Here is a 21,755-nt window from a genome sequence, read left to right as displayed (position 1 = left end):
TCAGACAAAAAGCGGGGCCAGCACCAGCGTCACCGTGGCCAGCAGCTTGATGAGCACATGCAGCGAAGGCCCGGCAGTGTCTTTGAATGGGTCCCCGACCGTGTCGCCTACCACCGCGGCCTTGTGCGCTTCGGAGCGCTTGCCGCCATACTGTCCGGTTTCAATGTACTTTTTGGCATTGTCCCAGGCCCCACCGCCGTTGTTCATCAGCATGGCCATCAGAATGCCGGAGATGGTACCCACCATCAGCAGCGCAGCCACCGCCTCGGCGCCGCCGAGATTGATCACATGCCCATTGACCATCGGCGCGCTCATGGCCTCATTCAGACGGAAGCTTGTGCTGAAATGGCGGAAAATCACCCCCACCGCCAGCGGCATCAGCACCGCGAGCGCCCCCGGCAGCACCATCTCTTTCAGCGCAGACTTGGTCACAATCCCTACACACCGCCCATAGTCCGGCTGCGAGGTGCCTTCCATGATGCCCGGGTTTTCCCGGAACTGCTCATGCACGTCCTGGATCACGGCCTGCGCCGCACGTCCCACCGCCTTGATGGCCAGTGACGAGAACAGATAGACCAGCATCGCCCCCAGCAGTGCGCCCACAAACACGGGCACGGATGCCAGGTTCACATTCGAGAAGCTCCATGTCGAAGGCAGTGCATCGCCTCCTGCTGCGGCTCGCTGGCTCACAATGTCATGCACGCTCTCAAGATAGGCCGAGAACAGCAGAAACGCCGCCAGTGACGCTGAGCCGATAGCATAGCCCTTGGTCAGCGCCTTGGTCGTATTTCCCGCCGCATCCAGCTTGTCCGTCTTTTCGCGGACAGAGTCCGGCTGGTTGCTCATCTCCACAATGCCGCCCGCATTGTCGGTAATCGGGCCGAAGGTGTCCATGGCCAGAATGTAGGCCGCCGAGGACAGCATCCCCATGGTTGCAATGGCCGTTCCGTAGATGCCTTTGGCATAGGAGGAAATGGCCGTCACATCTGCTAGTCCCAGCGTGCCGAAATAGTAGCTCAGCAGCAGTGCCGCGCTGATGACGATTACCGGGACCGCCGGTGTCTCCATGCCTACAGCCAGCCCGCTGATGATGTTCGTCGCCGGGCCGGTCGTCGAAGCCAGCGCAATCGACCGCACCGGGCGGAAGCGCGTCTCCGTGTAGTATTCGGTAATGCGCACAAACAGGAATGACGTGATGATGCCGCAGACCCCGCAGCCCAGCAGCCACCACCGTCCTTGCAGCATAAAGTAGACGGCCCCGGCAAAGCCTGCCAGCGCCAGCAGCGTTGTGACGTAATAGCCGCGGTTCAGCGCGTGCATCGGATCTTCGTCTTCCTTGCTGCGCACCACAGCCACGCCGGCAATGCTCGCCACCAGGTTGATGGCCTGCACAATCAGGGGAAAGAGGATGCCTTTCATCCCGAAGACCGGATAGAGCGCCGCGCCCAGAATCATCGCGCCCACGTTCTCCGCCGCAGTGGACTCGAAGATGTCCGCGCCGCGTCCGGCGCAGTCGCCCACATTGTCCCCCACCAGATCAGCAATCACCGCCGGATTTCGCGGATCATCTTCCGGAATACCGGCCTCGACCTTTCCCACCAGGTCCGCGCCCACGTCCGCCGCTTTGGTATAGATGCCTCCGCCCAGCTGCGCGAACAGCGCCACCAGCGACGCCCCAAACCCAAAACCCACAAGCTGGTAAGGGGCCTGCTGCGGGTTCCGCAGCCCCCCGAACAGCACAAAGAGCACCCCGATGCCCAGCAGCGAGAGCGCCACAACAATCAGCCCCGTCACCGCGCCGCCGCGCAGGGCTATCTGCAATGCCCGGCTGAAGCTGGTCCGCGCCGCCGCCGCCGTGCGGATATTAGAGCGGATGGAGACCCACATCCCCGTCTGTCCGGCAATCGCCGAGCATGCGGCCCCGATCAGAAAGCTGATGACGACCTTGTTTGCGTAAGGAGCAGTCAACGGCGACAGGCGATATCCAAGAAAAAGAATGATGGCGAGGACAACCGCAATGATCGCAATCGTGCCGTACTGCCTCCGCATAAAGGCCTCTGCCCCCTGACGGATCGCATTTGAAATACGCTGCATCTCCGGCGAGCCGGAGTCTGAGCCCAGGACCGAGCGTGCAAAGGCAAGCGCGGCCAGCAGCCCCACCACCCCGGCCGCCAGTGCCGCCCACAAATAAACACTCTCCGGGTTTGAAGAAGAAACGGCATTGGTCTGCAAAAAAGATGCAGCCACAGCTAAGGAAAACGGCATTCCATGTCCTCCAGAAAAATAAGCAACCAGCTTTTGGGGTCCGTGGTCAACCCTGTTGCTCCTGAGAAATGACGAATTCCGTCAACGCAGGCCAGCCCTTGGGAAAACATCCGGAAACATGCCCACAAAACTCTGCATTCAAACACGCGGAGAAAACGATAGTCAATTGTCGTCAGCCCTCCGCCCTCGCTCAGCGCCTTTTCCTGCCATGCGTTTCGCCGCCAGAAAACAGCGGAGGCAAAATCTCTGGGATGCAAAAACCACCCCGCCCGGTCCACCCTTTCCCACTTTTACAATAGAGAAGGAAGTTCCTTCCCTGCGCCGCAAGGAAGGTCACATCCAGGCAGGCGGTCCCTGACAAAAAGACAGCCGCGCGGCAAAGTTGTACAATCACCTGTCGCCTGGCAGAATCCAGGCGGCCAGTAGTGACGGCAAGAGGTTGAACGAATGGCCAAAACGGCAGTGTCCACAATAGAACGGGTGCCTTCGGCCCTGGCCCCTGAGCGCCTCATCGAGATGTACCGCCTGATGTATCTTTCGCGGCGCACCGACGACCGCGAAATCATGCTCAAGCGGCAGCAGAAGATCTTTTTCCAGATCTCAGGTGCTGGCCATGAGGCCCTCCTGGTGGCCGCTGGAATGGCCCTCCGTCCCGGTTACGACTGGTTCTTTCCGTATTACCGTGACCGCGCCCTCTGCCTCACCCTCGGCGTCAGCGTGGAAGACATGCTCCTTCAGGCCGTCGGTGCGGCCGCCGATCCTTCCAGCGGCGGACGCCAGATGCCCTCGCACTGGGGCAGCAAAAAGCTCAACATCGTCTCGCAATCCTCTGCCACGGCAACCCAGGTCCTCCATGCCGTCGGCTGTGCCGAGGCCGGCCGCTACTTCTCTCGCCATCCCGAGGCCGCCGAAAAGCACCAAGACGACTATCGCGCCTGGAAAGATGTCTCCTTCCATGGCGATGAAGTCGTCTATACCTCGCTCGGAGAAGGCTCCACCAGTCAGGGCGAATTCTGGGAGGCGCTCAATACCGCCTCCAACCAAAAGCTGCCCGTTCTCTTTGTCGTCGAAGACAACGGCTATGCCATCTCTGTCCCGGTTGAAGTCAATACGCCCGGCGGAAACATCTCAAAGCTGGTAGCAAATTTCCCGAATTTTTACTTCGCCGAGGTCGATGGCACTGACCCGGTCGAAAGCTACCTCGCCTTTGAAAAGGCCGTGGCCCACTGCCGCTCCGGGGCCGGCCCGGCCTTTGTGCACGGACACGTCATCCGCCCCTACTCCCACTCTCTTTCTGATGACGACCGCCTCTACCGCCCCAAAAGCGAGTTAGACGCCGATGCGCTGCGTGACCCCATCCACAAATTGCAGATGTATCTTCTGCGCGAAGGCATCCTCGACGCGGAAGCCATCAATCGGCTCGAAAAGCAGGTGGACGAAGAGGTGCGCCTCGCCGCCGAACGCGCCTTGCGCGCGCCCTTCCCTGGGCCATCTTCCATTCCCCTTTACGTCTACTCGGAAAACTACGATCCCACTCGTCCCGAGCTGCAAACCCGGCCGGCGCAGACTGCCGAATCGCAGGAACGCACCATGGCCGACCTCATCAATGCCTGCCTCCGCGATGAAATGCGCCGCGATCCACGCATCGTCATCTTTGGAGAAGACGTGGCCGACTGCAGCCGGGAAGAATACCTCAAGGACGGACTGGTCAAGGGCAAGGGCGGGGTCTTCAAGCTCACGGCCGGCCTTCAGTCTGAATTTGGCAGCGACCGCGTCTTCAATTCCCCGCTGGCCGAAGCCAATATCGTCGGACGCGCCCTGGGCCAGGCCGTACGCGGCCTAAAACCTGTGGTGGAAATCCAGTTTTTTGACTACATCTGGCCCGCCACCCACCAGATGCGCAACGAACTCAGTGTCCTGCGCTGGCGCTCCAACAACACCTTCTCCGCCCCGGCCGTGGTCCGCGTCGCCATTGGTGGATACCTGACCGGTGGCGCCATTTATCACTCCCAGTGCGGAGAGAGCATCTTCACCCATACGCCCGGCATTCGCGTCGTCTTTCCTTCGAACGCTCTGGACGCCAATGGCCTGCTGCGCACCGCCATCCGCTGCGATGACCCGGTGCTCTTCCTGGAGCACAAGCGCCTTTACCGGGAAACCTTCGGCCGCGCGCCCTACCCCGGCCCGGACTATATGGTTCCCTTCGGCAAGGCAAAAATCGTGCGCGAAGGCACACATCTCACCCTTGTGACCTACGGTGCGGTTGTGCCGCGCGCCCTGCAGGCCGCACAGAAGGCCCAGCGCGAACATGGAATCGAGACGGAGGTCCTCGATCTGCGCACTCTCAGCCCCTATGACTGGGAGGCCATTGCCACATCCGTGAAGAAAACCAGCCGCGTCATCGTTGCCCACGAGGACATGCTGAGCTGGGGCTACGGCGCTGAAATTGCCGCCCGCATCGCCGACGAGCTTTTTGAAGACCTCGATGCTCCCGTCAAGCGGGTCGCAGCCATGGACACCTTCGTCGCGTATCAGCCCCTGCTTGAAGATGTGATCCTGCCCCAGCCGGAGCGGATCTATCAGGCTATTACCGAGTTGGTGCGTTTCTGAAGCATCTTCAGCCCGCTGCCCTGCGGCGCGTCCCTCCCCGGATACTGCCTGCAGGGCCTATTCCGGCCTCAAGGATTCCAGCGCCTTCTCCAGGCGTACCCCTCTGGACGCCTTCAGCAGTACCGCATCTCCATCACGCAGGTTGCGGTTGAGCCAGGCCCCGGCCAGCTCCGGCGATTCAACAAAGATGGCCTCCGCCCCGGCCTTCTTTGCCCCTTCTGCAATCAGGGCGGCCTGTCCCCGCACTCCCACCACCAGGTCCACACCCGCCGCTGCCGCTGCTTCGCCGCAGCTTTCATGCAGCGCCGCGCTCTCCTGCCCCAGCTCCAGCATCTCGCCCGCAATCAGAATGTGCCTCTGCCCGGGTACCGCCATCAGCGCACCGACCATGGCCTTCAGCGCTTCCGGGTTCGAGTTATAGCAATCATTGATGAGCGTCGCGCCCCGCACCCGGATCGCCTCCCCGCGCTTGTCCCCCGGCCGGAGCATGGCCAGAGCGGCCGTGCAGTCCGCCAGTGGTACACCGGCCTCCAGCCCGACCGCGATGGCCGCCATTGCATTGGCCGCATTGTGCTGTCCCAGCAGTTGCAGCCTTGCTTCCACCTCCTGCTGCCCGGCGCGCACCCGGATGCGCAGGCCCTCCGTTCCCATCTCCTCCACCGATTCGGCGCGCGGGTCCGCACACGGACCTCTGCCAAAGTACACCGTCTTGCCCCGGAAATCGCGCCCGAACTGCGAAACATACGCATCATCACAGTTCAGAAATGCCACCCCTTCTGCGGGCAGGCTGGCAATCAGCTCATATTTCGCACGGGCCACGCCGGCGGTCCCGTCCGAGAAATTCTCAGCATGGGCATTGCCCACATTGGTGACCACTCCCCAGTTGGGGGCCGCGATGCGCGCCAGAGCCGTGATCTCTCCGGAATGGGACATGCCCATCTCGATCACCGCAATTTCATGCTCGGTTTCCAGACGCAGCAACTGGAGCGGCAGTCCGTATCCGTTGTTCAGATTGCCCTGCGATTTCAGCACGACATACTTCATTCCCAGCACCGCGGCAATCGCCTCTTTGGTCGTCGTCTTGCCTGCACTGCCCGTCACTCCCACCACGCGTCTGCCCCAGTGCCGCCGCACGGCCGCTGCCAGGGTCTGCAGGGCGGTCAATGGGTCTTCTACAATCACCAGACCCTGCTGCCGCGCCGCCTCCGGCAGTTCCAGCACTTTATTTTTTGCCACCACCGCGGCACAGGCCCCACGCTCCAGCGCCATCAAAACAAAATCGTGCGCATCAAACCGCTCTCCGCGAACGGCAAAAAACAGGTCTCCCTGCTGCAGCGTACGGGAATCAATCGAATAGCCCCTGGCCTGCCGCTTCGCCAGCTCCGCGCCATGTCCGTGCAGTGTCCCTCCCGTCCATCGCGCCACCTGTTCCAGGTCCAGCTTCATGCCTTCTCTCCTCTCAGCCGGGACAGCGCCTGCGCCGCAACTTTCGCGTCATCGAATGGAATGACGCGGTCCCGCAGGGTCTGCGTCTTTTCATGTCCCTTGCCCGCCAGCAGAACAATGTCTCCCGGCTGCGCTGCCTCCACGGCCCGCTGAATGGCCTTCTCGCGGTCCACTTCCACCACAAACCTGACTCCTGTCTGTTCCAGGCCCGGCAAAACATCGCGCAGGATCGCTTCCGGATCTTCGCTGCGCGGATTGTCTGAAGTCAGCACGACAAAGTCGCTCCCCTCGCCCGCTGCCCGCCCCATCATCGGACGCTTGGTCCGGTCGCGGTCCCCACCGCAGCCAAACAGCGTAATCACCCGCCCGCCGCCCGGCTTTACAAACTCCCGGGCCAGCGCAATCAGGTTCCGCAGCGCATCGTCCGTGTGCGCATAGTCCACCACGACCGTAAAAGGTTGTCCCGACCCCACCGTCTGGAACCGGCCCGGAACGCAGGCCAGCGATGCCGCCCCTTGCACAATCTGCCCGAGCGTCAGCCCTCGCGCATAGGCCGCCGCTGCTGCCGCCAGCAGGTTATAGACATTCACACGGCCCGTCAGCCGGCTCTCCACCAGCTCCGTCCCCGCAGGCGTTGCCAGCTGAAAGCTCATGCCTCCCGCCCCCATGCGCACATGCTCTGCCCGGAACTCACCCACCTCCAGGCCATAGGAGAAAATCTCTGCTCCCGCCTCTCTGGCCCGCAGCGCCAGCTCGGCGCCATAGGCGTCCTCCACATTGATGACCGCCACACGCGGCACCGCCCCGTTCCTGCCGTCAAACAGCATGGCCTTGGCGGAAAAATAGTTCTCCATCGTGCCGTGATAATCCAGATGGTCCCGCGTCAGGTTGGTAAACATTGCCACATCAAATGGCAGTGACCATACCCTGCCCTGCTCCAGTGCATGCGATGAGACCTCGATCACCGCCTCGCCCGCCCCTGCCCTCACCCCATCGGCAAACAAAGCCAGCAGGTCTCTGGACTCCGGCGTCGTATGTGGAGATTCCACCACCTTTCCAGCCACACGATACTCAATCGTCCCCGCCAGGACCGTGCTGCGCCCTGCGCTGTTCAGCATCGCGTCCAGCAGAAAGGCCGTCGTCGTCTTCCCGTTGGTGCCGGTCACACCGCTCACAGCCAGCTTCCTCTCCGGATGTCCGAAGAAGTTCCCCGCCAGCACTGCCAGGGCGCGCCTCCCATGCTCCACCTCCGCCAGCGCAAGCCGCGGATACTTCCTCGCCACCGCCTCGAACGATGCCGCACTGTCGGTCACCACCGCGCTCGCTCCTCGCTCCACGGCCGCATCCACGTAGCGGTTACCGTCCGTCGTTCCGCCCCGCATGGCTACGAACAAGGACCCCGGCCCGGTCCGCCGCGAGTCATACTCCACACCTGTCACTTCCACTGCGGGACCAGCCCGCCGCACCGTCCCGGCCCCGCGCAATACTTCATCCATTTGCATAAAAGCTGATTCGATTCTAGGGCCTCGCCCTCCACTCCTTCGCCCGCAGCCAATCACGCCCCCGGTCCGCTCCATCAGGACCGCCTCTCCACCCACAAACTTCCCTCCGCTTTGTTCTGTTCTGGCACAGCCGTGAATCTTCTCTCCTGGCGTACCGATGTGGAAGGCAGCGTTCCAAAACGGGAAAACCATGGACCTGCATGAAGCCCTTCTCTTCGTATTGTCCTACCTGGCCCTCTTTGCGCTGATCGGACTCTACCTCGTCCCGGCCTGGACGGCCATCTTCCGTGCCCACCCCAGACGCGGCCACATCCTGCTGCTCAATCTTCTTCTTGGCTGGACCATCGCAGGCTGGGTCGCGGCCCTCCTCTGGGCCCTCCGTCCCTTCGATCCACCGCCCCGGAGCGAAGTCAACGATGAACTGGAAATCGAGCGCCTGCTTTTACCGTGTAAACCGGACTACGACTTCCGTACCCTCGGGCACCGTCGTTCCGGCAGCGGGGACCTGCTCGCGCGCAATCCCTGAACCCAGCACCTGCACTCCCAGACCAACCTCTCCTGCGTGTTCGATCACGCTCCTGACAGACTGCCCCGTAAAGGACGGCACCTGCACCCGCTTTCCGGCCTGGACCACCACCGCACCCTGCTGTGTCCCCTGGATGGGTGCCATCTTCAGGGCCGGCATCGTCTCCGTGCCCCGGACTGCTGCCGCGGTCGCCGAAGAGGCCCGCTTCTCCGTCAAAGCGCTCCCATCTTCTACCCTTGCCATGGCGGCAGGCTGCGGCGCCATCGTGGCTCCGGCCGCCAGACCAGCGTCCTTCGCTGCCGATGCAGCAACTGCCTGCCCCGCCTGGGGTGCTCGCAGCGGGTCGTCGGCAGGAAGGTCATTCACAGCGGCAAAAAGGGCGTCCAGCTCCGCGTCCCCTTCCTCCGGATGGTCGTCCTCCTCCACCGCTGGCGTCTGGGTCTTTGCCATCAGCGCCGGAGACGTCATCTCCTGGTCATGCGGCACCCCCAGATACTCCAGCACCTGCTGCGCCAGGTCCTGGAAAACAGGCGCACTGGCCTGCGCTCCAAAGTGCATACTGTGGTCCGGCGAATCCATCACAATCGCAATCGCAATCGCAGGATTATTGACCGGTGCAAAGCCGACAAACGATGCCACAAACTTTGTTTTGGAGTACGTGTGCGTCCGTGGATCAATCTTCTGCGCCGTTCCCGTTTTTCCCGCCGCGCTGTATCCGTTCAGATGGACGGCTGCATGTGCTGTGCCCATCAGCACCACGTCCTGCATCATCTTGCGCATCTCGGCCGCCGTCATCTCGGAAATCACGCGGTGCGCACCTTCCGGTAACGGGTCTGGCAGACTGCTTCCCGGATGAAAGGCCACAGGCTGCAACCGGGGGTCTCCTTTCATCAGCTCCGTGCTCTTTAACAGAATGTGCGGTGGCAGATAGACCCCTCCATTCGCAATCGTGGACACCATGCTGACAATCTGGATCGGCGTCACCGCGATCCCCTGCCCCATCGGGATCGCCCCCATGGAAGCCGGCCCCCAGCGCTTCACCGGCTCCAGCAGCCCCCGCGTCTCGGCAGGAAGCTCAATGCCGCTGCGCTCGCCAAAACCAAAGGCCCGGATATATTTGTACAGCCGCTCCGCACCCAGACGCTGTCCCACACGGATTGCACATACATTGCTTGAAACCGCCAGCGCCTTCCATGCCGGGACCTGCCCGTAATGCTCCCCCGGAGCATCGTGGATCGTGTGGCCTGCAATGTTGATCTGGCCTCCACCGCAGTCCAGGATCGTGTCCGGCGTAATCAGCTTCTCTTCCAGCGCCGCAGAATAGGTCACCGGCTTGAAGGTCGAACCCGGCTCATAGACATCACTCACCGCATGGTTCTTGAGCAGGTCCGTCGTGGCATGGCGAAAATCATTCGGATTAAACGTTGGCCGGATGGCCAGTGCCAGGATCTGCCCCGTGTGCGGGTCCTGCACAACAATCGTTCCATTCTCCGCGTGGGTCCGCTCCATATTGCGGTCCAGCGCCTGCTCGGCCATGAACTGGATGTTGGCATCCAGCGTCAGCACAATGTTGTCGCCCGGCAGCGGCTCGCGTTCCTCACTGCCCAGCACATGGCGGCGGGCGTCAATGGCAGTCAGCATACGCCCCGGGGTACCGTGCAGTTCATCATCAAAATTCTGCTCCAGTCCGCCCAGACCATTGTCGTCCAGCCCCACATAGCCCAGCACCTGAGCCGCAAGTTCGTTGTCCGGATAAAACCGCTTGAATTCCTTCTGGAAATACACACCCTTCAGGTTCAGCGCCTTGACTTTGGCAATGGTGGCCGGGTCCTGCTTGCGCGCCACCCAGGCAAAATTCCTCGATGTATTCAGCCGCGCCAGGATCTGCTGTTCGGAGGTAAAGGAATCGGAGGGATCTGTATGGACGACTTTGGCCAGCGCCGCGGCCGTCGCCGCCTTGGCGTCGCCCATCTCCGACGGCACCGCGTAGATCGAGTCAGCCAGCACCGTCATCGCCAGCTCATGCAGATTGCGGTCGTACAGCACGCCCCGCCGCGGGGCCACTTCAAAGGTCCGCTGCTGCTGCCGCGCCGCACGCTCCACGTATTCATGGTGACGGATGACCTGCAGCCACACCAGCCGTAGCCCGATTAACCCCGCCCACACAACAAAAATCGCCAGCGCATACACCAGACGCAGCTTGCGGATCGGCGTAATGACCCCTGGCTCTAATGACGTGGAAGCTGAAACTGCTGGTTTTTTCCCGGACTGAAAGGAGAAATGCTTCAATGCGCCGGCCTCACCGTGGGCCTTGTAAGGCTCTTTAGAATGACAACGGCGCGGCCCGGGGCCGCACCAGGACCTTTCCCCTGCCGCCTCTGCCGCCGGGGAGGTCCCCTCTCAAACTTAGCGTACCGGCGCCACCGGCGTCATCTTCGCCATCACCGGCGCATTCGGGTCGACGCTCGCATCCGGACGCACCACCTGTCCCGGGGCCGGAGCCTGCAAGCCATATTGCCGTGCAATGCGGTCAATCCGCTCAGGGGAAGCCAGCTGCGCCTCGGTCAGGCGGAGCTGCCGGTTCTGCTCCTCCAGCTGCTGCATCTGCTGCTTTTCCGCCTCAACACGATAACCGTATTCGATGCTGGAAAAATGCTGCCAGCCATAGACCATGACCAGCAGAAGCAGCGCCGCCATGGCGCAGGCAAAACTGCGCATTTCCTTGACGCGCTGCGGATCGGCGGCCTTCACCAGCCGCGAATTGTCAAACCGCTTGACAAAGAAGACCTCCGGCGTCGGCCCCCGGCGCGCCCGCTGCTGCTGCGCCATCAGGGACAGGTTCCGCTCGGCGGCCACGGCCTCCATGCCCCTGCGCCCGCCTGTGATGACTGCCTGTGTTGCGATGACCTGTGTCGCCATTGTTCTTCTCCAAATCCAACTACAAAACCCTTGATCGTCCTCCAGCAAAGCGTGGGCAGCACGCACGGTCCTGCCTCTTCTGCTTCGCTTTTTCTCCCCCCAGCGACCGGGCCAGGGCCGCTGTTTCTGAGGAGGGACACAACTGAAGTCGTCTTACTTTACTTTCGCCTTGTACTACGGTGGGACGACCCCGGCCCGATCCTGTTCTGCTCTTCGTTTTTCGCCGCTCACTGCCCACTTTGGGCCTCAACCCTTGGCAGCTCGCCGCGAAACACTGCTTTCTTCTCCGCCGCCCGCAGCTTCGCGCTGCGCGCCCGCGGATTGCGATCCATCTCCTCCGCTTCTGCCACAACCGGCCTTCGCGTCAGTATTTCGTAAATTCCCTGCCGGGCGCCTTCGCGTAGCGCATCTTTTACCAGCCGGTCTTCCAGGGAGTGAAAACTGATCGCCACCAGTCTTCCTCCCGCTCGCAACAGCTGCGGCGCCGCCTCAAGCAGGGCTTGTATCTCCTTGAGCTCGGCATTGACGTAAATCCGGAGGGCCTGAAAGGTCCGCGTCGCCGGATGGATCCGCTCGGATTTCATCGCCGGGGCCGCGGCCGCTACGACGCTGGCAAGCTGTGCCGTCGTCGTCACCGGCCGCGCCCTGACAATGGCTCTGGCGATTCTCCGCGACCTCCTTTCCTCTCCGAATTCGTAAATCAGGTCAGCAAGCTCTTTTTCGCTGGCCTGGTTTACCACCTGTTCGGCGGTCAACCCTCTGCGCGGGTCCATCCGCATGTCCAGAGGTCCTTCCGCCCGAAAACTGAATCCCCTGTGCGCCTCGTCCAGCTGCATCGAGCTCACGCCGAAGTCCGCCAGCAGCCCATCCAGACTCCCGGCTGGAAGCCGATGCGCCATCTCAGAAAAAGCAGCTTCGTGCAGCACCACCTTCGGCATCGCCGGCCCCAGCGTCTCGCGGAGCGCATCCAGCCGTCCGCGTGCCAGCGCCATCGCCTCCGGGTCGCGGTCAAACGCAATCAGCGTGCCGCGCGGCCCAATCTGCCGCGCAATGGCCGTTGCGTGCCCGGCCAGCCCCAGCGTTGCATCGCAATAGGTACCGCCCGGCCGCACATTCAGGGATCGGATCGCTTCTTTTAAAAGAACCGGCACATGCCGTTCACTTTGCGTCATGTGCTCCCCCTTGGGGGTTACAAACCAAAACTTGCCAACGTCTGCGCGTCCTCTTCGGTCAAAGGCTCGCTCGCCAGTTTCTGCTCGAATGCCTCGCGGTTGGTCACCTCAAGATAGGTCTGCATTCCGAACACCACCACGTCGCCTTCCACCTTCGCCGTCTGACGCAGAATCTGGGGAATCAATACGCGTCCCTGCTGGTCCATCTCTGCCATCTGGCCGTAATAGTTCACACGGTCCAGCAGCTTTTTCTTCGCAGGATTAAAGCTGGGAATCGCCGCGATCTTCTGCTCGATCTTTTCCCATTCCTGAAGGGGGTAGATCTCGGCCACCTTCCCGTCCTTGCTGGTGATGTAAAACTGGCTCCCGTAGCCCTCTTCAATCCGGCGCTTGAATTCGGCCGGAAGCTTGAGCCTCCCTTTTTCATCAACCCGGGCTGGATGGTTACCCCGAAACATGCTTAAAGCCTTCATCGGCGGCAGGCATCAAAATCAGAATCATTCTGACCAAATTTCGTGCCCGTCAGACCATTTTTTACCACTTTGGTCCACTCACATCGTAACCCAGTAGATGCTGCACTCAAAGCCTGTTTTGTTGTGGAGATTCAGATTTTTCCAGCCTGCTCCCGCGAAGAACGACACGGAGAGAGCAAAATCCAATTACTCTGGGTGTTTGAGATGTCGGAACACAATATATTGTGTTTACTTAGTTGGTTCGACCGCCCTTTTCCCTACTTGTCAGATTTTCTGACTCACGATAAGACAGTTTCGCCTAACCTTCTCCCTCTTGCGCCTCCTGCGTCGCCTTCTTCCTCTTCTGGCGCAGGCTCCACTGCACGTAAAAGAGGAGATAGACCACGACCAGCAGGTTGACCAGTGTCAGAACGGCTTTGAGCCATGTGGGGTGCCGCAGAATCTCAAAGAATTCCCAGGGAAGAAAAGAAGCGGTCAAAACCAGCGTCAGATACTCGGCCCAGCTCTTTTCCAGGACCAGTCCCGTACCCTCGATAAAATCCAGCCCCGCGTAGCAGAAGATGGCAATGCTGATCTGCTTCATCCGGTGCGCATCGATCAGCGCGGCCTTGTCCAGGACCAGGTTCACCAGCCGGCTCTCTGGATCAAAGTGCATATTGATGAGCCATCCGGTCACCACGTCCAGAACATCGCGATGAATCAGCCGGAAAGCGCCAATGCCCAGCAGCACAAACAGAACGCCTTTGAGCAGCTTGAAAAAACCGATGAGAACAATACCGCGGTTCAACCGCGCACCTGAATGCTGCCCTGTCAATCACCACTCCCTGATCACCATGATACGTTTTGTTGTCCTGTCGCAGCGGATCAGTAGCAGAAAATCCAACCCTGAACACCCCGACCCATGCCCACATCCGCCCTGCGGTAAAGATGCTGCCTGGATCGGCTCCCACCCGCCCGCCAGGTCGATGGCGCCGAGGCCATGTTTCAGGAGGCGGCGTCAAGTCAGGACAGTGTCCCTCTCTGCCGATATCTTGCGGACTTCCTTCACCAGCTTTTCATCCAAAGAGAGCGTATGGGAGAGGGGACAAGGGCAACGAGCCAGGTGCGCCTTACCGCACTCCCACACCTGCCCGGGAAAGGCGCTTCAGATAGGGCCCCAGCTTCTCCAGCGCAGCCTCCACACTGATGCCGTACTTCGCGCGGAGTTGCTCCACCTTGCCGTGCTCAATAAAGCGGTCTGGCCAGCCAATCCGCACCACCGGAGCAGAAAGCTGCATCTCGTTAAGCGCCTCCATCACAGCACTGCCGAAGCCGCCCATCAGCACATGGTCTTCAAAGGTCACAATCACGCCTACGCGTCGCGCATAGCGCGCCAGGACCTCGCGGTCCAACGGTTTTACAAATCGCGGATTGATGACCGCCGCCGAATGGCCCTGCTCTTCAAGCCTTGCCGCCAGTTCCCTTGCCATCGGCAGCAGCGCGCCGAGGCCAAAGAGAGCAACGTCCTCGCCGTCCTGGATCACCTCGGCCGTCCCGATCGGAATCGCCACCGGATGCTCTTTTACCGGCGTGCCCGGCCCAGTCCCGCGCGGATACCGCACCGCCGACGGCCCATCGTGCAGCATGGCGGTGTAGAGCATGTCCGCCAGCTCGTCCTCGTCCTTAGGCACCATATGGACGATGTTCGGAATGCCGCGCAGATAGCTGATGTCAAACAGCCCGTGGTGCGTCGGCCCATCATCCCCGCTCAGTCCGCCGCGGTCCATGCAGAACACAACCGGCAAGTTCTGGAGACAGACGTCATGCACAATCGGATCAAACGCCCTCTGCAAAAAGGTCGAATAGATTGCGCAGAAGGGCCTGTATCCCTGCGTGGCCATTCCCGCCGCAAAGATGACGGCATGTTCTTCCGCAATGCCCACGTCAAAATACTTCTTCGGATGGTGTGGCCGGAACAGGTCCAGCGCCGTACCGTTGGGCATGGCCGCGGTAATGGCAATCAGCTTGTCGTTCTCGTTGGCCAGCTTGACCAAAGTGTTGGCAAAGACCTCTGAATAGGTCGGCTGCCCGGCAGATTTTGTCTCGCCTGTCTCCGGATCATACGGGCCCAGTCCATGGAATTTCTTCTGCTTGTCCAAAGCAGGCTGGAAGCCCCGCCCTTTCTGGGTAATGGCGTGCAGCAGCACCGGACGCTCCTGCGTCTTCAGGAACTGGAAGGTCTCCACCAGCAGTCCGATGTTGTGCCCGTCGAGCGGCCCGTAATACGTGAGCCCGAACTCTTCAAAGATCACCGAAGGCCACAGCAGCCCCTTGGCGGCTTCCTCGGCCCGGCGCACCACGTTGACGGCGGTCTTGCCCGTCTTGCCCCCCAGCCGTTCCAGCAGACGAGCAGCGCCCTCGTGCAGATGGTTCAGCCGCTCATTGGTCACAATCTTGTGCAGATAGCGCGCGATTGCGCCCACATTGCGGTCAATGGACCACTCGTTGTCATTCAGTACAACAATCAGGCGCTTTGTCTGGTCGGCAATGTTGTTCAGCGCCTCAAAGGAAATGCCATTGGTGAACGCCGCATCTCCGGCCAGCGCAACAACGTGCTCTTTGCCTCCGGCCAGGTCGCGCGCCACCGCCATGCCCAGGGCCGCGGAAAGCGCTGTGCCCGCATGGCCTGCACCATAGCAGTCGTGTTCGCTTTCCGTACGCAGCATAAATCCATTCAGGCCGCCTGGCTGCCGGATGGTCTCAAACTGCTCGCGGCGCCCCGTCAGCAGCTTGTGCACATAGGCCTGATGGCTCACATCAAAGACAAATTTGTCCTTCGGAGTTTCAAAGACGTAGTGCATCGCAAGCGTCAGCTCTACAACACCCAGGTTCGGCCCCAGATGCCCGCCGGTTTTGGAGAGTGTACGGATGAGCCGCTCACGAATTTCCTGTGCCAGTGGTTCCAGTTCGGCCACAGAGAGTTTTTTCAGGTCGGCTGGCGAGTGGATAGTGTCGAGTAAATGTCCCATTCAGTGATCCGGACGCCCGTCCCAACTTCGTCTCAGGCGCCACCTCTGCCTATCAAAAAAGACCCGCTGCATCGGGCCTTCATCGAAACGGAAAAGGTAAATCCTCTGAATGCCAAGTATATCAAGAAATGGGCAGCATCAGCCGGGTTGGACCGCAAGTCCTTCGCCCTCCGCACTTTCTGCGCGAAACTCTCCTTCCCACCTGGCCACCACCGCCGACGCCAGACAGTTGCCCGCCACATTGACCGCCGTCCGTCCCATGTCCATGATGGCGTCAATTCCCAGGATCAGAAAGATCGGCTCCTGCGGAAGATGGAAGACCGAGGAGGTCGCCAGCAGCACCACCAGCACGGCACGCGGTACCCCGGCCACCCCTTTGCTCATCAGCATCAGCACTCCAAGCATAAAGAGCTGTTGCTTCCAGTCCAGATGCATGCCTCCGGCCTGCGCCACAAAGACCGCAGCGATTGCCAGATACAGCGCTGACCCGGCCAGATTGAAGCTGTAGCCGGTGGGAATCACGAAGGCCACCATCCGCCGAGGCACTCCAAAGGCCTCCATCGCCTCCATCGCGCTGGGCAGCGCCGCCTCTGAGGTGCTGGTGGCAAAGGCAATGGTCGCCGGCTCTGCCACCGCGGCAAGAAACTCCCGCAGAGGAACGCGCGCCAGCAAGGCCGCAGGCAGCATCGCCAGCAACACAAACGCAGCCAGCGCAAGGTACAGTGTGGCCACCAGCTTCACCAGGTTCGCCATCACCCCCAGCCCCGCGTGGGCCACTGTGTAGGCCAGCGCCGCCCCCACACCAATCGGCGCGTAGTACATGACCAGGTTGGTAAAAGCAAACATCGTCTGCGTCAGCGACTCAGCCACCCGCAACAGCGGAGTGCGCTGCTCTTCTTTCAGACGTCCCAGCGCCAGCCCAAACATCAGGGCAAAGACCGCCACCTGAAGGATCTGGTCCTCGGCAATGGATTTGGCGATGTTCTCAGGAAAGGCGCGCAGCAGAAATTGCTGCCAGGAAAGCGCCGCTGGCTCCGTCTGCGAAAACCCCGCACGCACCTCCACGCGGACCTGGCCCTCCATCTGCCGCGGCATCGGCAGCGACGAAAGCCCTTCGCCGGCCTTCGATAGGTTGATTGCCAGCAGCCCGAGGACCAGCGCCACCGTCGTCAACACTTCAAAATAAACCAGCGACTTCAGCCCCATCCGTCCCACACTGCGTATTTCCCCATGGCCTGCAATGCCGGTAATCAGCGTGCCCAGAATCAACGGAGCAACGATGACCTGAATCAACCGCAAAAAAATATCGCTGAAGACCTTCGCCTGCAGGGCGGCCTGCGGAGCATCTGTGCCCAGCTCCAGACCCGCCAGCATTCCCCAGACGATCCACACCGTCAATCTCCTGCGGCGAAAAGCGATGGCAGAAAAAGCCAGCAGCGCCAGCAGGCGAAGGAGCACCGAGGGCTGCCATCCATGCAGGGCCAGCCCCGCCAGATACAGACCGGCGCACAAAATTCCACCCGCCGCCGTTTTTATGGCTCTTTTCTCTTTCATGGAATGCAGAAGACCTACCACAGTATCAGAAAAAAACGGCGTAGCATAAAGCCAGTGGGAGGTCCAGATTTTCAGAATGCGTTGGTCTTTTCTCTGCCTGATGGCTTGCGTTCCGCTCCTGGCACAGCAGCTTCAACTGGACCCTTTGGCCAAACCGGCACCCTCCTCCAACATGAGCGCCGCTCTCACGGACCCGACACTCTCCCCCGGAGTCGCTTTCCTTTACCAGCTTGAAGCAAGGTTCGCGCAGGAGACCGCCCGGGGAGGTGGCAAAGCCTTTGCCTCCTGGTTTGCCGACGACGGTGTCACGCTCGCCAATGGCAAGGCCCCCGTCCGTGGACGTGCCGCCATCGCCGCTCAGGCCACCTGGGACCCAAAGGACTATCAGCTCACCTGGACACCGCAGGGCGGCCAGCTCTCTCCCTCCGGCGACATGGGTTATACCTGGGGACACTATGAGGGCCGGGCCAAAGACCACAACGGCAACCCGGTAACAACATCAGGCCGATACCTGACCATCTGGAAAAGACAGCCTGACGGGTCGTGGAAAGTCGCCCTGGAGTCAAGCAGCGACGAGCCGCCTTCCGCTGGCGACTGCTGTAAATTGCCCTAATCAGAAACAGACAAGGCCCGCATCTGCCCCTGAGGGCAACAATGCAGGCCCATGCGTTTACTCAGAAACCGCGTACACCCGCACCGGCCCCAGCAGGCCCGAAGGCAGCAGCGGAGAGTCGGCCTTGTACGGCTTTACGTCCGTGAATGTGTATTTGGTGGTTGCGTCCGGTTGCTGGTCGCCAATCAGGCGGTTGACCCAGGAATTGGTGACCTTGATCGTCAGCTGATTGGCGCCCGGCTTCAGGGCGCTGGTGGCGTCGACGCGATAAGGACCATGCCAGACCACGCCCAGGTCCTTTCCGTTGACGCTTACCTCAGCCAGGTTCTTCACATCGCCTAGATCAATCCAGACAGATGCGCCCTTCTTGAACCAGCTCGCCGGGGCCTGGATGGTCTTCGTATAGGTCCCTGTTCCGGAGAAATACTTCACCCCCGGGTCCGCATTTTCGCTCCAGGAAGACAAATGGTCGAGCGTAATGCTCGCCGGTGCTCCGCGGTCCGGTTGGAAGCTGACCGTCCACGGCCCCTCCACCGTCGCGACTTGTGTCTCCACCGGGTCCGGCAGGGTGCGCGAACTGGCCGCTGCCTTCTTGCGGAAGACCACAAACACGGTGCCCCAGGGCTCCATCTGCAGTGGGACCGTCGTGCGCCCGTCCACGGTCCTGTAGGACACCGGTTTTGCTTTCCCGGTCTCCGCATACCACAGCTCCGGCGCATATCCGGCCACCCGGAACGTTGCCTCAATCTTCTGCGGACGGTCGCTCTGGTTGTCTACGAAATAGATGTCCCCGTTGCCCAGCCTGCGGTGCGCAAACCGGATGGCGTTCTCGCCTTCGGCCCCAGTGCAGTCAAAATCCGGCGCCAGCTTCAGAGCATCGAAGACCTCCTTCAGGTTTGCGCCTGCATACACCGTGCCTTTGCCCACATGATGCACGCCGCTACCATCGCCAAAGAGCTCGTCGCTGAGCCTGCGGAATGCAGCCTGATCATCGGCCAGGCTCGGGTCATCCACCGGCTTCGGCCCGGCCACCACTGCGCCTTCTTCCACCAGCTTGTAAATGGCCTGCAGCACGGGCAGGGACATGTGCCTGCTGTAAGGGTCCAGCCCCAGCACGCGATAGCTCATGCCGCTCCTGGTCGTCATACGCCCGTCGGAAACACTCAGCTCATGGATCAGGCCATCAGCATTGATGTAATCAAAGCCGTGGCCCGCAGGGACCTCCGGCGGCTTGTTGGCGAAAATTGCCGTCAGGTTCGAGTCTTCGCCGTAGAAGTACACCAGGTCCGCGCCGAAATGCCCCTGCTGCAGCATGTAGCTGCTGCGTGCCAGATAATCCATCCACGGCCCGGCTTCCTCCGCCCATGTTTCATTGCGGTTGAACCATTGTCCGAAAGGCCCAAGGGTCAACCCCGGCGCTTTGCCCACCAGAGGCTGGTGCGCAGACTCGTGAATCACGAAACGGTTGATCCCGTTCAGAAGCTCCTGGTCCGCCACCGGTTTCAGCGTCGCCGGAGACCACGCCCACGGCGCCGCTGCCGCAGTCAGCGATTCTGCCGCAGCAATGTTCTGCCCATAAATGTGCGCCACCGATGCCGACTCGCGATCATCTGCGTCATAGCCGTACTGCTCCTTGTAAACACCCGGTACCTGTGTCCACATCGCACTCATGGGAACATCATCGAGCTTCTTCACTTCCATGCCATCGGCCACAAAGGCGCGTCCGCTCTCATGCGACTCGCCATAATGGCCGATGCCGCGCTCTTTGAGCGATGCCTGCACCTGCCCATAGTGCTCATCGGCAATCAGGTCGGCAATCGTCTTGCGGAAGTCCCACAAAAAGCGGTCGCTGGCCTCGGAGCTTTCCACAATGTGTCCGGCCAGGACCGGCAGCCACGGCCTTGGATCATATCCACGCCGCTTTTGAAACTGTTCCAGCATGTCATCGGTCCAGTTTTGTGATCCCGCCTCCCAGCTATCGGTAATCACATACTGAATGCCGCGCTTGCCCATCATCTCCGCGCCGACGGTCTCTTGATAGCTGTCCAGGTAATGGTCCATGTAGTTCTTCACGTACACATGGTTCAGCTTGTCCACTTCCAGCCCCGTCGCCTCAGCCGTCGCCGGATGGTTTGTGATCCCCAGCAGGGAATACCCGATGCGCAGTACCACCCACCTGCCCGGCGGTGGTGTCCAGTCGAGCGTGCCATCGGGCTTCATCTTTGCGGTCAGGTCAATCACATCATTTTTTGCTACCGCCTCGCCAGCATCCACAGGCGGCGTTGCAAACTCATAGAGGTCCGGCACGGGCGCAAATGCCGCCTTGTCTTCAAAGTGGTTCACACGTGCACCCGGATGCAGGACCAGTTCGGCAATTTCGTAGTCCGTCGGCGTAGGCGGCAGATGGAAACCCAGCGATTTCGGATCAATGCCCTCGGCCCAGGCCGGCCGCGGCGGCGGCGGCACGCGCCGGAAGACGACGCGGAAATACTTCGCCTTTACCGCAGGAAATGAAACCGTGTGCTCCGGAGAGCCTCCATCTGGCAGCTTGACAATCTCCCTCCAGTTCTGTCCGTCATCGCTCGCCTCCAGCGACTTCTCAGGATTTCCAATCCCTGCCACCATGGCGGTGATCCAGTTCACCCCCTTGGTCACAATCGTGATCGAGCGCATCGTCTCCGGCTGCGGAAACTCATACTGGATCCACGCACTCTGCCCCTCGGCCGGGATCGGCAGCTTCGTCGTGTGTTCCAGGTCTCCATCGCGCAGCATGGCCGTGTCCGGAGCGCCCGCACTCGCCGTAATCCTGGCATGAAGGTCTTCGATCGAAACGTCCTCCGCAGGCATACGGTACGCAACCACCGCCGCGTCTGCATAAAACTGTGGCGTCTTGTGTCCCTCCGGAGCCTCCAGCATGTCCCGCACGCCAATGTTCTGGAACGCGCCCGTGTTCGATGGTGGATGCGGCAGGGTTCCGGTAAATGGTTTGCCTCCCTCCACCACCGTCTCACTCCACACATACTTCTTCATGCCCTGCGACGGTGGCACCCACGGACCACCCGTTTCGCTCCATCCCGGAGATCCCGCAATCGCCATCTCCATCCCAAGCTGGTCGCCCAGTCCAATTGCATAGCGGAAGGCGTCCTTCCATTCCGGAGTCATATACGCCAGCCGGTGCGGCACCACCTGCGGCGTCGCCAGCGCCGCGTCAAAATTCTGGAACCCGGCAATCCCAACACGGTGCATCCATTCCAGGTCCAGCTTGATTCCCTCTTTCGAAATATTGCCGTTCATCCAGTGCCACCACACACGCGGCCGCGCACTCTCCGGCGGATTTTCAAAACCCTTCTTCAGCGGGTCCACACTGTTCTGTGCTCCAGCCACAGAGAACCCCACAAACAACACACCTGCTGCCAACAACGCTTTCATGCAAATGGTCCTTTCACTCCTGCTCGGGAAGTTGGCGGGAAGAGCAGAAATACATCTTCCCGGAAGCGTCCTGAAGCATAGCACGCGCACTCAATGGTGTGGAAGGAAAATGTTTCTCATTTGAGATTCGCGCCAAAAAACGCGGCGTGTTCCCGCCCCTCATTCCTCGTGTTTTCCTTAAGAAAATCCCCTTACCTGCAGACAATCGCTCTGCCTTGCTCTATCTTGCACGTTCCCT

The 21,755-nt window shown here is 60.9% G+C and carries 14 protein-coding genes; 3 read left to right on the top strand and 11 right to left on the bottom strand.

Annotated features, from left to right (window positions below; translation table 11 throughout):
* On the bottom strand, positions 1–2,265 hold the full coding sequence (locus tag N655_RS0110455; RefSeq protein WP_081823672.1) for a sodium-translocating pyrophosphatase: 2,265 nt from the start codon (positions 2,263–2,265) through the stop codon (positions 1–3).
* 447 nt (positions 2,266–2,712) lie between these two features.
* On the opposite strand from N655_RS0110455, the gene N655_RS0110445 reads away from it, so the two are divergent.
* Complete coding sequence (locus N655_RS0110445; RefSeq protein WP_044934445.1) at positions 2,713–4,875, top strand: alpha-ketoacid dehydrogenase subunit alpha/beta; 2,163 nt, start codon at positions 2,713–2,715, stop codon at positions 4,873–4,875.
* 57 nt (positions 4,876–4,932) lie between these two features.
* On the opposite strand, the gene N655_RS0110440 is transcribed toward N655_RS0110445, so the two are convergent.
* Positions 4,933–6,321: a UDP-N-acetylmuramoyl-tripeptide--D-alanyl-D-alanine ligase gene (locus N655_RS0110440; RefSeq protein WP_026442950.1), complete on the bottom strand. Its 1,389-nt coding sequence runs from the start codon at positions 6,319–6,321 to the stop codon at positions 4,933–4,935.
* Positions 6,318–8,015 carry a UDP-N-acetylmuramoyl-L-alanyl-D-glutamate--2,6-diaminopimelate ligase gene (locus N655_RS0110435; protein ID WP_349509481.1) on the bottom strand — a complete coding sequence of 566 codons (1,698 nt, stop codon included), beginning with the start codon at positions 8,013–8,015 and terminating at the stop codon, positions 6,318–6,320. Before N655_RS0110435 ends, N655_RS0110440 begins: the two co-directional genes overlap by 4 nt.
* On the opposite strand from N655_RS0110435, the gene N655_RS20100 reads away from it, so the two are divergent.
* A complete protein-coding gene (locus tag N655_RS20100; protein ID WP_202900334.1) occupies positions 8,014–8,349 on the top strand; it encodes a superinfection immunity protein in 336 nt (111 codons plus the stop codon). The two genes, N655_RS0110435 and N655_RS20100, sit on opposite strands and share 2 nt — an antisense overlap.
* Here N655_RS20100 and N655_RS0110425 read toward each other — a convergent pair.
* From N655_RS0110425 to N655_RS18365, 7 genes are all read right to left on the bottom strand, one after another.
* Positions 8,266–10,638, bottom strand: a complete 2,373-nt coding sequence (locus tag N655_RS0110425; RefSeq protein ID WP_238324676.1) for a penicillin-binding protein — start codon at positions 10,636–10,638, stop codon at positions 8,266–8,268. The genes N655_RS20100 and N655_RS0110425 overlap by 84 nt on opposite strands.
* 117 nt (positions 10,639–10,755) lie before the next feature.
* On the bottom strand, positions 10,756–11,268 hold the full coding sequence (locus N655_RS0110420) for a cell division protein FtsL (protein ID WP_026442947.1): 513 nt from the start codon (positions 11,266–11,268) through the stop codon (positions 10,756–10,758).
* Between the two features lie 227 nt (positions 11,269–11,495).
* On the bottom strand, positions 11,496–12,440 hold the full coding sequence (rsmH, locus tag N655_RS18370; protein ID WP_044934443.1) for a 16S rRNA (cytosine(1402)-N(4))-methyltransferase RsmH: 945 nt from the start codon (positions 12,438–12,440) through the stop codon (positions 11,496–11,498).
* Between the two features lie 17 nt (positions 12,441–12,457).
* Positions 12,458–12,898, bottom strand: a complete 441-nt coding sequence (locus N655_RS0110410; protein WP_026442946.1) for a division/cell wall cluster transcriptional repressor MraZ — start codon at positions 12,896–12,898, stop codon at positions 12,458–12,460.
* A gap of 313 nt (positions 12,899–13,211) precedes the next feature.
* Entirely contained in the window at positions 13,212–13,700 is a 489-nt protein-coding gene (locus N655_RS0110405) for a DUF2127 domain-containing protein (RefSeq protein ID WP_238324675.1), read from the bottom strand.
* 322 nt (positions 13,701–14,022) lie between these two features.
* Complete coding sequence (gene dxs, locus N655_RS0110400; protein ID WP_026442944.1) at positions 14,023–15,921, bottom strand: 1-deoxy-D-xylulose-5-phosphate synthase; 1,899 nt, start codon at positions 15,919–15,921, stop codon at positions 14,023–14,025.
* A 138-nt stretch (positions 15,922–16,059) separates the two neighbouring features.
* Complete coding sequence (locus tag N655_RS18365; RefSeq protein WP_044934440.1) at positions 16,060–17,475, bottom strand: dicarboxylate/amino acid:cation symporter; 1,416 nt, start codon at positions 17,473–17,475, stop codon at positions 16,060–16,062.
* Positions 17,476–17,551: 76 nt separating this feature from the next.
* Here N655_RS18365 and N655_RS0110390 point away from each other — a divergent pair, with 76 nt between their 5' ends.
* Positions 17,552–18,088 carry a YybH family protein gene (locus N655_RS0110390; RefSeq protein ID WP_026442943.1) on the top strand — a complete coding sequence of 179 codons (537 nt, stop codon included), beginning with the start codon at positions 17,552–17,554 and terminating at the stop codon, positions 18,086–18,088.
* A 57-nt stretch (positions 18,089–18,145) separates the two neighbouring features.
* Here N655_RS0110390 and N655_RS0110385 read toward each other — a convergent pair whose 3' ends face one another.
* The gene (locus N655_RS0110385; protein WP_026442942.1) at positions 18,146–21,517 is read right to left on the bottom strand and encodes a glycosyl hydrolase; all 3,372 of its coding nucleotides are present in this window, start codon (positions 21,515–21,517) and stop codon (positions 18,146–18,148) included.
* Positions 21,518–21,755: the final 238 nt, after the last annotated feature.

Origin of the sequence: Pseudacidobacterium ailaaui, from assembly GCF_000688455.1 — a bacterium.
Lineage (GTDB): Bacteria > Acidobacteriota > Terriglobia > Terriglobales > Acidobacteriaceae > Pseudacidobacterium > Pseudacidobacterium ailaaui.
This window is presented reverse-complemented; position numbering and strand designations above follow the sequence as displayed.

Coding starts and splice junctions, on each gene's coding strand:
- N655_RS0110455 (WP_081823672.1), bottom strand. CDS start 2,265: ATGCCGTTTTCCTTAGCTGTGGCTGCATCTTTTTTGCAGACCAATGCC.
- N655_RS0110445 (WP_044934445.1), top strand. CDS start 2,713: ATGGCCAAAACGGCAGTGTCCACAATAGAACGGGTGCCTTCGGCCCTG.
- N655_RS0110440 (WP_026442950.1), bottom strand. CDS start 6,321: ATGAAGCTGGACCTGGAACAGGTGGCGCGATGGACGGGAGGGACACTG.
- N655_RS20100 (WP_202900334.1), top strand. CDS start 8,014: ATGGACCTGCATGAAGCCCTTCTCTTCGTATTGTCCTACCTGGCCCTC.
- N655_RS0110435 (WP_349509481.1), bottom strand. CDS start 8,015: ATGGTTTTCCCGTTTTGGAACGCTGCCTTCCACATCGGTACGCCAGGA.
- N655_RS0110420 (WP_026442947.1), bottom strand. CDS start 11,268: ATGGCGACACAGGTCATCGCAACACAGGCAGTCATCACAGGCGGGCGC.
- rsmH (WP_044934443.1), bottom strand. CDS start 12,440: ATGACGCAAAGTGAACGGCATGTGCCGGTTCTTTTAAAAGAAGCGATC.
- N655_RS0110410 (WP_026442946.1), bottom strand. CDS start 12,898: ATGTTTCGGGGTAACCATCCAGCCCGGGTTGATGAAAAAGGGAGGCTC.
- dxs (WP_026442944.1), bottom strand. CDS start 15,921: ATGGGACATTTACTCGACACTATCCACTCGCCAGCCGACCTGAAAAAA.
- N655_RS18365 (WP_044934440.1), bottom strand. CDS start 17,475: ATGAAAGAGAAAAGAGCCATAAAAACGGCGGCGGGTGGAATTTTGTGC.
- N655_RS0110390 (WP_026442943.1), top strand. CDS start 17,552: ATGCGTTGGTCTTTTCTCTGCCTGATGGCTTGCGTTCCGCTCCTGGCA.
- N655_RS0110385 (WP_026442942.1), bottom strand. CDS start 21,517: ATGAAAGCGTTGTTGGCAGCAGGTGTGTTGTTTGTGGGGTTCTCTGTG.